We start from the raw sequence: 13,015 nt of genomic DNA, 5'->3' as shown, positions 1-13,015 counted from the left end.
ACCGGCGTTACGCTTTGACGGTGACGCCGCTCGATCCGGACATGTTCGATCCCGCGTGCCCGTCGCGGGTGATGCCGCTGCGGATCGGCGACAGGTGGACCGCGATGGTGGTGCTGTGCCTGGAGCACGGGCCGCGCCGGTTCACCGAGCTGCGGGTGCCGCTGCGCACGATCACGCCGAAGGTGCTGGCCGAGACGTTGCGGGCGATGGAACGCGACGGGCTGGTCACACGCACGGCCTACGACGAGAACCCGCCGCGCGTGGAGTACGCGCTGACGCCGCTGGGCCGCAGCCTGCTGACGCTCGTCGCGGCCGCCCGCAGGTGGAGCGAGCAGCACCTGGACGAGTTGCTGGCCGCCCGCCGGTCGAACGATTCGCGGACGTCGTGACGCCACCGACCGGCGCCGGGCGCGGCGGCCTGCGAAGGTTCGTCGCGAACGTGATGACGAACGTCCTCGCGAACCTCATCGCGGCGGCGATCATCTACGTGCTCGCCGCGGCCGCCGGGCTGCTCCCCCGCGACCCCGCGCTGATCCTCGCGGCGTTGTTCCTCGTCGGCCTCGCCGCAGCCATGGTGCTGCTCTTCCTCATCACCACGAACGCCTTCGCCGACAAGGAGGACATCCTCGGCGGCTGGATGGCCATCGCCCTCGGTGCGCCGATCCTCACGTCGGCCGTCACGTACGCGTTCCGGGAGCGCGATCCGGCGGCGGGGGTCGCGGGCGGGCTGCTCGGCGCGGGGCTCGCCGGCGCCGGCGTGGCGATGCTGGTCGCCGGACGGCGGCTGCGACGGGCGGCCGACCCCTCGACCGACGGCGAGCAGCGCGCGGGCGATTCGTCGTCCGAGGGCGACCAGCGGGCGGCTGAGCTGCGGGCCCGGCCGTAGCGTCGTACCCCTGGCATAGCCTTCCCGCCATGGCGAGCGAGGAGTTGGACGAGCTGATCGTGCCCGACGCGGACGCGCTGCGCGCGTGGCTGTCCGCCAACCACGACACGTCGCCCGGTGTCTGGCTGGCGCTGGGCCGCAAGGGCGGCACGATCACGACGCTGACCTGGCAGCAGGCGGTCGACGAGGCGCTGTGCTTCGGCTGGATCGACGGGCAGGCCCGCAAGCGCGACCACGAGAGCTCCTGGATCCGGTACACCCCGCGCCGGGCGCGCAGCGCCTGGTCGCAGCGCAACGTCGCGCACGTGGCCCGGCTGGAGTCGGAGGGGCGGATGACGCCCGCGGGCCGGGCCGCGGTGGAGGCCGCGAAGGCGGACGGCCGGTGGGCGGCGGCCTACGCGCCGCCGTCGGAGGCCGAGGTGCCCGCCGACCTGCTCGCCGCCATCGCCGTCGAGCCCGCCGCCCAGGCCATGTTCGACGTGCTCACCAGCGCCAACAGGTTCGCGCTCATCCACCGGCTCAACGCGGTCAAGCGCGCGGAGACCCGGCAGCGCAAGATCGGGGAGTTCGTCGCCATGCTGGCCCGGCACGAGACGATCCACCCGCAGAAGGCGAAGCCCTCGCGCACGTCGTGACGTCAGCCCCGGTCCAGCGCCCGCATCGTGTGCCGGTAGCCGACCGTCTCGTGCCCGACCACCTCGACGATCCCCGACAGCGCGACCAACGCGATCGCGGCGACGAGCGCGGTCAGGCTGGCCCGGTCGTCCGGATGGACCGGCCCGGTGGCGCCCAGCACGGACGGGACGGCGACGGCCGCCGCGAGCGGTACGAGCGACGCCACCAGCAGCGGCACGTGCGTCAGATCGTAGGAGTGCAGGAGCACGCTCCACGTCACGAAGATCATGACGAGCAGCGCGGCCGTCGGCACCGCGAGCGAGAGCGCCACCTGGAGGACGGAGAGTTTCTCCTCCTCGACCGCGCTGGTGGCGACGCGCAGCCCGGCGCCCACCGCGGCGATGGCGCCGAAGACGGGCAGGTGCGCGTAGCGCCACGCGAACGCGCGAGCAGGCCACCGTTCCAGGACGGGCCGGGAGGGCACGAGGAAGTACGCCCACCAGAGCGCGGCGGCGAGGACGAGCCCGGACGCGATGATCACGACGGCGGCGACGCTCCACCCCTGTTCCCGGATCAGCGCCCCGACGGCGGCGGTCGTGGCCGCGACCACCTCCCCGAGCGTGATCAGCGTCAGGAGGCTGAACCGTTCGGCCAGGTGACCGGCGTTCCACGGTGGGCTGCCGAGCCGCCGTTCCGTCACCACAGGCAGGACCATCTCGGCCAGGGCCAGCAGCACGAGCGCGGCGACGACGACGCCGACCGGCAGCGGGAGGATCGCGGACAGCAACCACCCGACCTGCGCGACGGCGATGGTGACCGCGTACGCGACGGTGGTCCGGCGGTGCGTCGGGTCCTGGCGGGCGGCGCGCAGCCACAGCCCGATGATGGGTACGCGCATGACGATGTAGCCGACGACCAGCAGAAGGTTGTTCGGGCTGCCGCCCTCGGCGGTGTCGTCGAAGCTCACCGGCAGCCCGAAGATGAGGATGACGACGCCGAGCATCTGGACGAGCGTCGCGCCGCGGAACAACGCGTCGTCGTTGTCGTACGCCGAGGAGAACCAGGTGAAGTTGATCCATGCCCACGTCACCGCGAAGATCGCGAACGCGTAGGCGCCGAGCGCCGCTCCCACGTGCCCGTCGCCGATGCCGTGGGCGAGTTGGTCGGCGGCGGCGCCGAACGCGACGACATACGTCAGGTCGTACAGCAGCTCCAGCGGCGTGGTGGACCGGCCCTTCTCACCGGGGTCACGACCGGTCATCGGCCGCAGCCTGTGGTACAGCTCGTGTCTCAGCCGCGGGGCCAGCTCGGCGGGTTCCCCGCTCACGAGTTGTCCCGCACGAACGCGCGCATGAGCGCGGCGCACTCGGCCGCGTGGGTCTCCAGCAGCAGGTGGCCGCCGTCGTAGATGTGCGCGTCCATCCGGTCCAGCGCGCGGTGGTACGCGAGCACCTCGTCCACGTCGAAGTACGCGTCGTGCCGGCCCCACAGCACGAGCGCCGGCGGCTGGTGGGCGCTGTGGTACGCGGCGATCTCGCCGAACCGGGCGACGTGGTTCGCGTAGTCGGTGAACAGCGCGAACTGCGCCTCGACGTTGCCGGGCCGGGTCATCCGCGCCCAGTCCAGGTGCCACGGCTCGGGCGCCTGCAACCGGCGTACGTGGTCGGGCAGCCCCGCGAGGTACTGGTCCCGGGTGCCGGCGAAGGTCAGCCAGTCCGGCAGCGCGGCGCGGGTGGCCTCGCCCGGGTCCGCCCAGTACGCCCGCGCGGTGTCCCACTGCGCGCCGAGCCCGTCGGCGTGCGCGTTGCCGCTCTGCACGACGAGGCCGCGGATCCGTTCCGGGGCGCGGGTGGCCAGGTGGTATCCGACCGGCGCGCCGAAGTCGTGCAGGTAGACGAAGAAGCGGTCCACGTCGAGCCGGCCGAGGAGGCGCTCGACCGTCCACGACAGGTTCTCGAACGTGTAGTCGTACTCGGCGGCTGTCGGCGACGAGGACATCCCGAAGCCGGGCAGGTCGGGCGCGAGCACGTACGCGACCTCGGCGAGGGCGGGCATGACCTCGCGGAACGTGTGCGACGAGCTGGGAAATCCGTGCAGCAGCAGCACCGCCGGGTCGCCGGGGCGTCCGGCCTCGCGGAGGAACACCTCCAGTCCGTCGACGTCGGCGTGCCGGTGGCGGATCTTCTGACTGGCGCGCATCACCTCATCCTGAACGCCCGGGTGCGGCCGCACGGCCGATTCGCCGCGGCCCGGGCCACGACCGGCCGATGAGCAGGGTGAGCTGGGCGTACGCTCGAACGAGCCGACGGTGGGAGGTCGCCCGCGATGATCCCGGTGCTGATCCTGTTCGGGGTTCTCCTCGGGCGCTGGTGGCGGTCGTCGCTCGTCGCCGCCGCGCTGGCCTGGCCGGCCGTGCTGGTCGCGGCCGACGTGATGGCCGTCGGCACCGGACTGCTCGGCGCGGCGGTGCTCGCGGTCGTCAACACCGGCGCCGGCGTGCTGCTCCATCAGGGAGTGCGCCTGGCCGTCCGGCGGCTACGGGCGTCCTGAGTCGGGCCGGTTCGCTACCCGGTGCCGCCGGTGTTGCGGATCATCTGCCGGAGCACCTTGAGCGTCGTGACGTAGTCCGCGTCGTCGACGCCCTCGTGGATGCGGGCGCGGATCGCCGGCGCGTGCTGCTTGAGGCGGACCCGGGCGGCCTCCCCCGCCTCGGTGATCCGCAGCCGGCCGTCGACGTCGCGGCTGAGCCAGCCGCGTTCGCGCAGCACCTCCGCCTCGGCGTCCAGGTCGTCCTCGGCCCGCAGATACGAGGCCATCGCCTGCCGCAGCTCGGGGACGGTCAGCCCGCCGCCGCCGGGCAGCAGGTCGTTCGGGGAAAGGTTGCGCAGGAGCCAGAACTGGGGCTGGGTGAAGCCGTGTTCGGCCTGCCGGGCGCGGGTGAAGGCGATCAGCGACTCGTACGCGACGCCCGTCCAGTAGGCGGCCGGCTGGCCCGCGAGTTCGGCGTCGGACAGGTGCGGCGTCGTCATGGTGGTCTACCTCCGGCAGTGGTCGGGTGAGCACGACGCTAGAACCTCAACCGCGCTTGAGGTCAAGCCTCGCGGGGCACCGCATGGCCGCCGACGCAGGCATGATGGGGCGCATGCGGGTAGCGATGGCGACCGACGCGGGGCATCCCGGCCGTACCAATGAGGATTTCGCCGGCGCCGTCCCCTGCGGCATGGTGCTGGTCGACGGCGCCGGTGGCATCTCCGGCGCGGGCGAGGTCTGCCACCACGGCATCGCCTGGTACGCGACCCGGCTCGGCGGCGCGCTGCTCGGGGCGCTGTCCGAGGATCGGAGCCTGCGCGGCGTGCTGGCCGAGGGCATCGAGCGGGTCACCGACCAGCACCGCGACACCTGCGACGTCACCCACCCGATCAGCCCGTTCGCCGCAGTGGCGATGCTCCGGTTCTCCGGCGGGACCGTCGAGCACCTGGTCCTCGGCGACGCGGTCGTGGTGGTCGGCCGGGCGGTGGGCGAGCCCGTCGTCGCCCACGATCCGCGGGAGGTGGTGATCGCCCGGTCCTTCGAGGAGCGGCTGAGGGACGTGCCCGAGGGCGGCGACGAGTACCGGCGGCTGTTCATGGAGTTGCGGGCCCGGCGGAATAGTCCCGGCGGGTTCTGGGTCGCCAAGGACGACCCCCGGGTGGTGGACGAGGCCGTCACCGGCGAGTGCCCGGCCGACGACGTACGCACGGCGGCGCTGCTCAGCAACGGCGCGAGCCGCCTCGTCGACACGTTCGGCCTGACCGGCTGGCCGGGGCTGCTGCGCCTGCTGGAGACCGACGGCCCTGCCGAGGTGGTCCGCCGGGTGCGCGAGGCGGAGGCACGCGAGGGCGTGGCCACCGACGACGCGACGGTCATCTGCCGCACCTGATTGTCGCCGTCACTGTGGACGGGAACGTCGAGAGGCGGCGCCCGGTGTCAGTCCGGCCGCCGAAGACGCTGCCATCCGCGCGACAGCAACGGCTGCCCGCGACGGAGGTCCTCCGCGCAGCGCTCCGCGGTGGTCCGTGCGAGATCCGCCTCGTCCGCTGTCATCCAGCCGTCGCGGCACGCCTCGTCGTATTCGTCCCAGTCCTCGATCTCGACCCGGCCGTCGCGCTCGTGGCGCACCGGGTCCAGTTCCAGATCGACGTACCGCCAGCCGGTGCCGACGACCTCGGGCGGGAGGCAGACGTCGATCTCGATCCGTTCGTCGGCGGGGTCGCCGACCCACCATGTCGCCCACGGACGGCCTGCCGAGAGCAACACCACGACCGGTACGGCCAGGACGCCGCACTCGTGCGGAGCGCCCCATGGTGAACCCACGGGCCCGTGCAGCCACGTCCCGTCGTCGTCCTGCCCGACCTGACGAAGGTCGAACCAGAACACCCCACCAGGGCGTTTGATCTTCTGCAGACGCACGATCTCTCCGCTCCCGCCCATGCCGTCACCCTAGGGGCACGCCGGGCAGCCCGGCTTCCCCCGCCACGGCAACCGGGGTGCGCGGGCGGGGCGCCCTCGTGTTGACTGCGACGATGGACCGTCAACGGCTGAGCAGCATCGCGCACTCGCACCACCCGATCGCGGCCCCGCTCTCCGGCGTCAACGTCAACCGGCTGCTGCGCCGGGCCGGTCGCCGGCCGGCGGCCCGGATCCTCGACCTGGGCTGCGGCGAGGCCGCCTGGGCGTTGCAGGCACTCGCGCACCACCCGGACGGGCACGCCGACGGCGTGGACCTCAACCCGCACGCGCTCGAACGCGCCACCGATGCCGCCGCCGTGCGCGGCCTCGCCGACCGGCTCACGCTGCACGAACGCGACGCCCGGTCGTACGTGCCGGACGGCGACTACGACCTGGTGCTCTGCGTCGGGTCGACGCACGCGTTCGACGGGTTCGGCGGGACGCTGGAACTGGCCGGCCGGCACGTGAACGCCGACGGCATCCTGATGGTGGGCGACGGCTTCTGGCAGGTGCCGCCGACGCCGGAGGCACTCGCGGCGCTGGGCGCGAAGCCCGAGGACCACACCGACCTCGCCGGTCTGGTCACGGCCGCGGAGCAGGCCGGCTGGACCCCGGTGTACGCGCACGTCAGCGACGCCGCCGAGTGGGACGACTACGAGTGGTCGTGGACCGGTTCGCTGACCGAGTGGGCGCTGGACAACCCGGGTCACCCGGATGCCTCCGGCGCGCTGGCCGCCGCCCGGGAGCACCGCGACCAGTGGCTGCGGGGATACCGCGGCGTGCTGGGGTTCGTGACGCTGGTGCTGCGCCGGATCTGATCGGCGCGCCACGCGGGTCCAGTCCGGGACAGGCGGGCGGGGCACTATCGTTCGGGCGTGCAGATCCGTTTCGCCGTACCGGCCGACCCCGCCTATCCGGCCCGTGTGGCCGCCGCGCTGGCCGCCGCGCGGCTGCGCCGGTTCGGCTACATCGGCGCGGGCCTCGCCGCGATCGGTGTGATCGGGTGGGTCGCCTCGCAGGCGTCGGAGCGGGGTGACCGCTTCGCGTCGCTGTGGACCGCGCTCGTCGTGGCCGGCGTGCTGTCGATGCTGTACGCGCCGTGGGTGCGGTGGCGGGCCCGGCGCCGCTCCGGCGGCTACGCCGTCGAGGGCGGCTACGACATCGACGACCGCAACATCATGATGCGCAGCGGCTCGGAGTCCGGCGGCATCGCCTGGGACGGCGTCACGCGGGTCACCGAGACCACGGACTTCTGGATCGTGTACGTGGGACGGATGCCGGCCACTGTGATCCCCCGCTGGCTGATGTCCGCCGAGGAAGCCGGGACGCTGCGCGCCTTCCTGGCGGAGCGGCAACTGCTCGACGACCGTTGACGATGTATTGATTGACTGTATATGTTGCCTCGGTGAGTGAGATGCGCGAGGCGACCTTCCTGATCCTGACCGCGTTGGCCGACGAGCCGCGCCACGGCTACGGGATCATCCAGGACGTCGCCGGCCTGTCCGGCGGTCGCGTCAACCTGCTGCCGGGCACGCTCTACGCCGCCCTGGACCGCCTGGTCGCGCAGGGCCTCGTCGAACCCAGCCACGAAGAGGTGGTCGACGGCAGGCTGCGCCGCTACTACCGGCTGCGCGCCGACGGGCAGGCCGAGCTGGCACGCCAGACCGAGCGGCTGCGGCAGCTCGCGTCCGCCGCCGAGACCCGGCTGCGCGCCCTGCGGCCCCGCACCGCCTGACCCCCACCGTCACGGCCTCGTAGGGAGAAACCCGTGCACCGCTGGCTGCTGCTGGCCTACCCCCGTGACTACCGCCGCACGCGCGGGGCCGAGATCCTGGAGACGGTACGGGACGTCGGCCCGGCCCACCGGCGCAGCCGGATGGCGGCGAATCTCGTACGCCATGGTCTGCGCGCCCGGCTGGGACGACCGGCGAGCCGTACCGTCGTGGCCTGGGCGTCGGTCTTCGCGGTGGTCTGCGGTTTGTTCGCCGCGTCGTTCGGCACCTGGCTCGCCTGGCTCGGCTCCCGTCCGCTCGACCACCGGGACCTGGCCGCCGTGGTCGGCCAGCTCTATCCGGACCGGCAGGCCGGCCACATCGACCAGGACGACCCGCCCGCCGTGTTCCTCATCTACGGGCACCCGCTCGGCGAGGATCTCCTGTCCGAGCTGCTGCTCGGCGACGGCGGCGAGTACGCACTGGCGGAGCTGACCGCGTCGTTCGACCAGACGCCGGCCGGCGGCCTCACCGACCTGCGGAAACGCCTGGACGCCGCCGGGTGGAAGCGCCACGAGCCCTTCTACGCCAACGCCTACGACTGCGTGCCCGACACCCCGCAATGCGACCCGGCGTCCATCCCCTCCGACATCACCGTGTACGCCGAACGCGGCGACCACATCCTCGCCGTGGAACTCACCGCCGACGGCTCGACGAACGTCACCCTCAGTCGCGCCACCCCCGGCACCGCCTACCCCGCCGGGCTGCTCGGCTTCGTGCTGGGCCTTGCCGGCGGCTGGGTGCTGTTCGGCTGGGCCAGCCGGCGCACCGAAGGACGGCGCCCGCTGGTGCAGGGGCCCGCGAAGATCCTGTACGGCGTCGCGATGGTGTTCTGGGCCGCGCCGATCCTGCTCGGCGCGCCGCTGATGCTGACGCACCACCTCGACGAGCCGCACCCGCGCTGGCACGTGCCGTGGGAGTGGCTCGGCCAGCCCGCCCTGTCACTGCCGTTCCTGGTCGGCACAGTCCTGCTGCTGCTCGTGCTGGGCCTGGCGGCGCTGCCGCACCGGCGCCCGGCGGCCCGTACGTTCGCCGGCGCGTCGGACCCGGGACCGGTGCTCTAGCGGCGCGCCGGGTCAGCTCGCCGGGCATCGCGTGCCGGGGGCGGGCACCGTCAGGTCGACGAGGTACCTGTCCACCACCGCCTCCGTGCAGGCGGTGCGCTGGTAGGTGCCGTGGCCCCAGCCCTCGTAGGTGACCAGACGTCCGTGCCGGCCCAACTGCCGGGCGACGTTCTCCGCCCAGGCGTAGCCGGTGCGCGGATCGTGCCGCGCGTTGAGCAGCAGCAGCGGCGTGCGGGTGTGCACGTTCAGCGCGCGCGGCGGGTTGCGGACCGGGGACGGCCAGCCCAGGCAGGTCTGCACGGCCAGCAGACCGGCGCCGTACCGGACGTCCGGGGCGACGGCCACGGCGTCCCGGACCAGGCCGGCGTAGTCGGTGTAGTCGCGCACCCGCGCCGGCCGGTCCGCGCAGAACGCCGCGACCGAGAGCGGGAGGTTCACCTCCGGTGGCGGCGTGCCGGCGTCCATGTCCCGCACGGTCGCGGCCAGTTGCGGCCAGCGCGGGCCGGCGAGCAGGCCGAGTGCCACGGCGGTGACGTCGAAGGCGGTACGGGGCGCGTACCCGCCACGGTCCGCGCGGGCCAGCACCCGCGCCCACACCGACCGCACGTCCCGTTCGTGGAGCACACAGTCCGCCGACCTGTCGCACCAGGACACGAACTCGTCGAACGAGTCCTGCAACGCGGCGGCCTGTGTCCGCACGAAGGACCGCACGTCGAGACTGTGGTCGAACACGCCTTCCAGCACGACGGCCCGCACGTGGCCGGGGTACCGCTCGGCGTACTGCTGGCCCAGCAGTGTGCCGTACGAGCTTCCGTGGAAGGACAGCCGCCGCTCCCCCAGCGCCCGCCGCAACGCGTCGAGGTCACGGACGGTGCTGAGCGTGTCGGCGTGGTCGAACACCGGGCTGGTCGGGCGGCACCTGCTCCACAGGGCCCTGTTGTAGGCCACCGCGGCGTCGAAGTCGGCCTGACCGGTCAGCGGGACGGGCGGCTTGCGCAGCACCGGATCCGGCGTGCAGACGGGCGCGGCGGTGCGGGCCACGGCGCGCGGGTCGAAGCTGACCAGGTCGAACCGGTCCAGCAGCTCGCCGCTGAACCGGTCGCCCTTGCGGATGCGCTCCACCCCCGAGTCGCCGGGGCCGCCCGGCCCGAAGACCAGCGTGCCCACCCGCCGCTCCGGCGCTCGTGCGAGCCGACGTGCCACGGCGAGTTCGAACGTCGGGCCGTTCGGCCGGGCCCAGTCCACCGGCACGCGGAGCCGGGCGCATCGCACGCGCTCGTCCGGCGGGACGTTCGGCAGGTCGTCGGCGCACTCGCCCCAGACGAGCCGCTGCGGCGGACCATCGGCGCGCGCCGCGCCGGGCAGTCCCGCCAGGACGGTGAGCGCGGCCAGAGCGACGGCCACGGTACGTCGGAACACGGCACCTCCCGGTGTGTGGATACTCGTCGATTCTTCAGCGGCGTCCCACCCGAGTCCTATACGGAAACGCCCCGATACGCCCATCGGGCCTTCTCCCCGAGTCCGCCCTGAGGGCCACATGAAGGCGACGAGTTCGCGTCCGGGGCGGCCGGGCGCTCGGAGGGACATCGGGCCTGGTCCTAGCGGTCTAGCATCGGGCGATGACGTCGTCCCTGGACCGCCTGCCGAAGATCAGCGCACCGGCCACGAGAGCGCTGACCGCCGCCGGCTACACCACGCTGCGCCGGCTCGCCGGGGTGCCGCGCGCGGAGCTGGCCCGCCTGCACGGCATGGGGCCGAAGGCGCTGGGCGTCATCGAGGCCGCCCTCGACGAGCACGACCTGCGGCTGAGCTGACGAGGTGATCGCGGTGCCGCTCGGCAGGCTCCACCACCTGATCGTCGACTGCCCGGATCCGATGACCGAGGCACGGTTCTGGAGCGCGGTCCTCGGCGACCCGATCACGTACGCGGACGACGACTTCGCCGTCGTGTCGACCAGTACGGCGGCGTCCGGGCTCGCGTTCCAGCGCGCCCCCGGGCTGACGCCGCCGACGTGGCCGGATCCGGCGGTGCCGCAGCAGATGCACCTGGACGTGATGGTCGACGACCAGGACGCGGCGGGTGCGGCGGTACTCGCGCTGGGCGCGCGGCGGTTGCCGGGCGACCACGTGTACGCCGACCCCGCGGGCCACCCGTTCTGCCTGATCCGGCGCCCCACCTGGGCGTCGCCGGTCGGCGGGCCGATGTGAATCCCGCTCTGACCGGCCACCGTTACGGCGTCTCCTGGTAGGAGATGAACTCCAGCAGGCTTCCGTCCGGGTCGCGGAAGTAGACGCTGGTCCCAGTGCCACCGGCACCCACCCGCCGGACCGGTCCCGTCTCCACCTCGACGCCGTGCCGCAGCAGGTGCGCCACCGCCTCCTCGATCGGCCCCGCCCAGACGAAGCAGACGTCGCTGTTGCCCGGGCGGACCGGGACGCGGGCGACGTTGCCGCCGAGGTCGAGACCCGGCCCGTGCACGCTCAACTGCTGGGGGCCGATCCGGAAGGCGACGCGGTCGCCGCCGACGCCGATCACCTCGGCGCCGACGACGTCGCGATAGAAGCCGGTGGCGGCCCGCCAGTCGGACACGGCGATGACGACATGGTCGAGTCCGGTGACGGGCGCCATGCGTCCCACCCTATCGGCGAGCCCCGCCGGGGTCAGGCGCTTGCGCGCCGCTACCGCAGATGCCGGGCGAAGAACCGGTTCGCGGGCTCCCCCTCGAAATGCGGTACGCCCGTGTGCCCGCCCATGTTGGCGTGCAGCGTCTTCTCCGCCGAGCCGAAGGCGTCGAACAGGTCCAGCGCCATCTGCCGGTCGTTGCCCTCGTCGTCCCATTGCAGCAGGACATGCAGCGGGATGGTGACCCGCCGCGCTTCCTCGACGATGGTGCGCGGCACGAAGCTCCCGGCGAACAGGAGCGCGGCCACGATGCGCGGTTCGACCAACGCCAGCCGTACGCCGATCGAGATCACCCCGCCGGCGTACCCGACCGGGCCTCCGACCTCGGGCAGCGCGAGGAGGGCGTCGAGCGCGGCCCGCCACTCCGGGACCGCCTTGTCGACCAGCGGCAGGACGAGCCGGTCGACGACCTCGTCGGCTACCGGCTCACCGGCTGCCAGCGCGCGGCGCAGGTCGGCGCGGGCCTGCTCGGCGGCGGCGGACGCGGGCCGGTCGCCGCTACCGGGAAGCTCGATGGTGGCGGCCGCGAAGCCCTGCGCGACGCAGCCCTCCGCCCGGGCCACCAGGCGCGGATACATCCGGCGCAGGCCGCCCGGGTGACCGAGCAGGATCAGCGGGGCCGGCGCGGACGTGGATGTGGGCGTCCACAGGAGGCCGGGGATCTCGCCGAGGGTGAACGTGCGCTCGCGGACGCCGTCGGCGAGGCGCTGTTCGGAGGTGAATCGCATGGTCGTGCCTTTCGGGAGTGCGACGGCGCTCCCGGACGACCTATCGCCCGGCCGTGACCCCCGAGGGGAGCACCCATGTCGTTACTGCGGTCACGGGTACCACCTCCCTCGTCCTCCGGCACGGCCACCGGAAAGCTAACAGCGCTCGCGGGGGCCGCCAACCGGTTTTCGCGGTTCACCGTGGCGGCCGCGGCCTGCCGGTGCCGGGTGCTCCACGCCGGATCGTCAGCCGTGCTCGAAGCCGGCGAAGACGACCGCGAGCGTGCGGGTCTGCAGGTGCTCGTCCCATCCACCGTGCAGGGCGCCCTGGCACATGCCGGCGAGCAGCGCCATCACCTCGGGTAGCCGTACCGAGTCGGCGACGGCGCCGGCGGCCTGGGCCTGTTCCAGCAGCCTGCCCACCGCCTCCTCCAGGTGGCCCACCGCGTCCGGAAGCCGGATGCCCAAGCCGGATCCGGCGAGCAGGTCGACAGCGGTCTTCTTCGCGGCGGCCTGCGCCACCGTGTGCCTGAAGAACCCGAAGAGGTCGTGCCTTCCCGCCTCCTCGACGAGCTGCGCGAGCAGTCGCTTCATGAGCGCGACGAGCAGGTCCTCCTTGGTGGGGAAATGACGGAAGACCGTGCCGATGGCGACGCCGGCCCGGCGGGCCACCTCCTCGGTGGAGGCGCGTGTGCCGAACTCGGCGAAGACCGCCTCGGCGGCGTCCAGGATGCGTGCCCGGTTGCGCTGCGCGTCGGCGCGCAAGGGCGGACCCTCTACCAAAATGAGCCTCCACTCAT

19 protein-coding genes are annotated in these 13,015 nt (G+C 73.3%); 11 read left to right on the top strand and 8 right to left on the bottom strand.

Annotated features, from left to right (window positions below; translation table 11 throughout):
• The first annotated feature begins 20 nt into the window (after positions 1 to 20).
• The 3 genes from F8279_RS03155 to F8279_RS03145 are packed head-to-tail and all read left to right on the top strand — an operon-like array spanning position 21 to position 1,521.
• Complete coding sequence (locus F8279_RS03155; RefSeq protein ID WP_368668733.1) at positions 21 to 389, top strand: winged helix-turn-helix transcriptional regulator; 369 nt, start codon at positions 21 to 23, stop codon at positions 387 to 389.
• Positions 386 to 886: a diguanylate cyclase gene (locus tag F8279_RS03150; RefSeq protein ID WP_225853105.1), complete on the top strand. Its 501-nt coding sequence runs from the start codon at positions 386 to 388 to the stop codon at positions 884 to 886. Before F8279_RS03155 ends, F8279_RS03150 begins: the two co-directional genes overlap by 4 nt.
• 29 nt (positions 887 to 915) lie before the next feature.
• Entirely contained in the window at positions 916 to 1,521 is a 606-nt protein-coding gene (locus tag F8279_RS03145; protein WP_091427257.1) for a YdeI family protein, read from the top strand.
• 2 nt (positions 1,522 to 1,523) lie between these two features.
• Here the strand turns inward: F8279_RS03145 and F8279_RS03140 are convergent, their stop codons facing one another.
• The gene (locus tag F8279_RS03140; RefSeq protein ID WP_225853104.1) at positions 1,524 to 2,762 is read right to left on the bottom strand and encodes a low temperature requirement protein A; all 1,239 of its coding nucleotides are present in this window, start codon (positions 2,760 to 2,762) and stop codon (positions 1,524 to 1,526) included.
• Between the two features lie 62 nt (positions 2,763 to 2,824).
• The gene (locus F8279_RS03135; RefSeq protein ID WP_151499011.1) at positions 2,825 to 3,700 is read right to left on the bottom strand and encodes an alpha/beta fold hydrolase; all 876 of its coding nucleotides are present in this window, start codon (positions 3,698 to 3,700) and stop codon (positions 2,825 to 2,827) included.
• Positions 3,701 to 3,826: 126 nt separating this feature from the next.
• Here F8279_RS03135 and F8279_RS03130 point away from each other — a divergent pair, with 126 nt between their 5' ends.
• Positions 3,827 to 4,051 (top strand): hypothetical protein, encoded by a 225-nt coding sequence (locus tag F8279_RS03130; protein ID WP_151499010.1) that lies wholly within the window; start codon positions 3,827 to 3,829, stop codon positions 4,049 to 4,051.
• Positions 4,052 to 4,065: 14 nt separating this feature from the next.
• Here F8279_RS03130 and F8279_RS03125 read toward each other — a convergent pair whose 3' ends face one another.
• Positions 4,066 to 4,530, bottom strand: a complete 465-nt coding sequence (locus F8279_RS03125; protein WP_151499009.1) for a MarR family winged helix-turn-helix transcriptional regulator — start codon at positions 4,528 to 4,530, stop codon at positions 4,066 to 4,068.
• Positions 4,531 to 4,643: 113 nt separating this feature from the next.
• On the opposite strand from F8279_RS03125, the gene F8279_RS03120 reads away from it, so the two are divergent.
• Positions 4,644 to 5,420, top strand: coding sequence for a hypothetical protein (locus F8279_RS03120; protein ID WP_225853103.1), 777 nt, complete (start codon positions 4,644 to 4,646; stop codon positions 5,418 to 5,420).
• 47 nt (positions 5,421 to 5,467) lie between these two features.
• On the opposite strand, the gene F8279_RS03115 is transcribed toward F8279_RS03120, so the two are convergent.
• Positions 5,468 to 5,971 carry a DUF402 domain-containing protein gene (locus F8279_RS03115; RefSeq protein ID WP_151499008.1) on the bottom strand — a complete coding sequence of 168 codons (504 nt, stop codon included), beginning with the start codon at positions 5,969 to 5,971 and terminating at the stop codon, positions 5,468 to 5,470.
• Positions 5,972 to 6,063: 92 nt separating this feature from the next.
• On the opposite strand from F8279_RS03115, the gene F8279_RS03110 reads away from it, so the two are divergent.
• The 4 genes from F8279_RS03110 to F8279_RS03095 are packed head-to-tail and all read left to right on the top strand — an operon-like array spanning position 6,064 to position 8,825.
• Positions 6,064 to 6,807: a cyclopropane-fatty-acyl-phospholipid synthase family protein gene (locus tag F8279_RS03110; RefSeq protein ID WP_151499007.1), complete on the top strand. Its 744-nt coding sequence runs from the start codon at positions 6,064 to 6,066 to the stop codon at positions 6,805 to 6,807.
• A 57-nt stretch (positions 6,808 to 6,864) separates the two neighbouring features.
• On the top strand, positions 6,865 to 7,362 hold the full coding sequence (locus tag F8279_RS03105; protein ID WP_151499006.1) for a YcxB family protein: 498 nt from the start codon (positions 6,865 to 6,867) through the stop codon (positions 7,360 to 7,362).
• A 41-nt stretch (positions 7,363 to 7,403) separates the two neighbouring features.
• Positions 7,404 to 7,724 carry a PadR family transcriptional regulator gene (locus tag F8279_RS03100; protein WP_151499042.1) on the top strand — a complete coding sequence of 107 codons (321 nt, stop codon included), beginning with the start codon at positions 7,404 to 7,406 and terminating at the stop codon, positions 7,722 to 7,724.
• Between the two features lie 33 nt (positions 7,725 to 7,757).
• A complete protein-coding gene (locus tag F8279_RS03095) occupies positions 7,758 to 8,825 on the top strand; it encodes a hypothetical protein (protein ID WP_151499005.1) in 1,068 nt (355 codons plus the stop codon).
• Between the two features lie 12 nt (positions 8,826 to 8,837).
• Here the strand turns inward: F8279_RS03095 and F8279_RS03090 are convergent, their stop codons facing one another.
• Positions 8,838 to 10,244 carry an alpha/beta hydrolase gene (locus tag F8279_RS03090; protein ID WP_151499004.1) on the bottom strand — a complete coding sequence of 469 codons (1,407 nt, stop codon included), beginning with the start codon at positions 10,242 to 10,244 and terminating at the stop codon, positions 8,838 to 8,840.
• Positions 10,245 to 10,444: 200 nt separating this feature from the next.
• Here F8279_RS03090 and F8279_RS03085 point away from each other — a divergent pair, with 200 nt between their 5' ends.
• Complete coding sequence (locus tag F8279_RS03085; RefSeq protein WP_151499003.1) at positions 10,445 to 10,639, top strand: DNA-binding protein; 195 nt, start codon at positions 10,445 to 10,447, stop codon at positions 10,637 to 10,639.
• Positions 10,640 to 10,643: 4 nt separating this feature from the next.
• Positions 10,644 to 11,033, top strand: a complete 390-nt coding sequence (locus tag F8279_RS03080; RefSeq protein WP_151499002.1) for a VOC family protein — start codon at positions 10,644 to 10,646, stop codon at positions 11,031 to 11,033.
• Between the two features lie 22 nt (positions 11,034 to 11,055).
• On the opposite strand, the gene F8279_RS03075 is transcribed toward F8279_RS03080, so the two are convergent.
• The 3 genes from F8279_RS03075 to F8279_RS03065 all read right to left on the bottom strand — a co-directional run bounded on the left by F8279_RS03075 (position 11,056) and on the right by F8279_RS03065 (position 12,980).
• On the bottom strand, positions 11,056 to 11,454 hold the full coding sequence (locus F8279_RS03075) for a VOC family protein (RefSeq protein WP_151499001.1): 399 nt from the start codon (positions 11,452 to 11,454) through the stop codon (positions 11,056 to 11,058).
• Between the two features lie 50 nt (positions 11,455 to 11,504).
• A complete protein-coding gene (locus tag F8279_RS03070; protein ID WP_151499000.1) occupies positions 11,505 to 12,236 on the bottom strand; it encodes an alpha/beta hydrolase in 732 nt (243 codons plus the stop codon).
• 225 nt (positions 12,237 to 12,461) lie between these two features.
• The gene (locus tag F8279_RS03065) at positions 12,462 to 12,980 is read right to left on the bottom strand and encodes a TetR/AcrR family transcriptional regulator (protein ID WP_225853102.1); all 519 of its coding nucleotides are present in this window, start codon (positions 12,978 to 12,980) and stop codon (positions 12,462 to 12,464) included.
• Between the last annotated feature and the right edge of the window lie 35 nt (positions 12,981 to 13,015).

It is taken from the genome of Micromonospora sp. AMSO1212t, assembly GCF_008868145.1.
Lineage (GTDB): Bacteria > Actinomycetota > Actinomycetes > Mycobacteriales > Micromonosporaceae > Micromonospora > Micromonospora tulbaghiae.
The sequence above is the reverse complement of the archived record's forward strand: the minus strand, read 5'-3'. Positions and strand labels throughout refer to the sequence as shown.

Excerpts from the sequence above, each read along its gene's own strand:
- F8279_RS03115 (WP_151499008.1), bottom strand. The coding sequence starts at position 5,971 with ATGGGCGGGAGCGGAGAGATCGTGCGTCTGCAGAAGATCAAACGCCCT.
- F8279_RS03110 (WP_151499007.1), top strand. The coding sequence starts at position 6,064 with ATGGACCGTCAACGGCTGAGCAGCATCGCGCACTCGCACCACCCGATC.
- F8279_RS03100 (WP_151499042.1), top strand. The coding sequence starts at position 7,404 with ATGCGCGAGGCGACCTTCCTGATCCTGACCGCGTTGGCCGACGAGCCG.
- F8279_RS03070 (WP_151499000.1), bottom strand. The coding sequence starts at position 12,236 with ATGCGATTCACCTCCGAACAGCGCCTCGCCGACGGCGTCCGCGAGCGC.
- F8279_RS03145 (WP_091427257.1), top strand. The coding sequence starts at position 916 with ATGGCGAGCGAGGAGTTGGACGAGCTGATCGTGCCCGACGCGGACGCG.
- F8279_RS03075 (WP_151499001.1), bottom strand. The coding sequence starts at position 11,454 with ATGGCGCCCGTCACCGGACTCGACCATGTCGTCATCGCCGTGTCCGAC.
- F8279_RS03120 (WP_225853103.1), top strand. The coding sequence starts at position 4,644 with ATGCGGGTAGCGATGGCGACCGACGCGGGGCATCCCGGCCGTACCAAT.
- F8279_RS03135 (WP_151499011.1), bottom strand. The coding sequence starts at position 3,700 with ATGCGCGCCAGTCAGAAGATCCGCCACCGGCACGCCGACGTCGACGGA.
- F8279_RS03085 (WP_151499003.1), top strand. The coding sequence starts at position 10,445 with ATGACGTCGTCCCTGGACCGCCTGCCGAAGATCAGCGCACCGGCCACG.
- F8279_RS03130 (WP_151499010.1), top strand. The coding sequence starts at position 3,827 with ATGATCCCGGTGCTGATCCTGTTCGGGGTTCTCCTCGGGCGCTGGTGG.
- F8279_RS03140 (WP_225853104.1), bottom strand. The coding sequence starts at position 2,762 with ATGACCGGTCGTGACCCCGGTGAGAAGGGCCGGTCCACCACGCCGCTG.
- F8279_RS03125 (WP_151499009.1), bottom strand. The coding sequence starts at position 4,530 with ATGACGACGCCGCACCTGTCCGACGCCGAACTCGCGGGCCAGCCGGCC.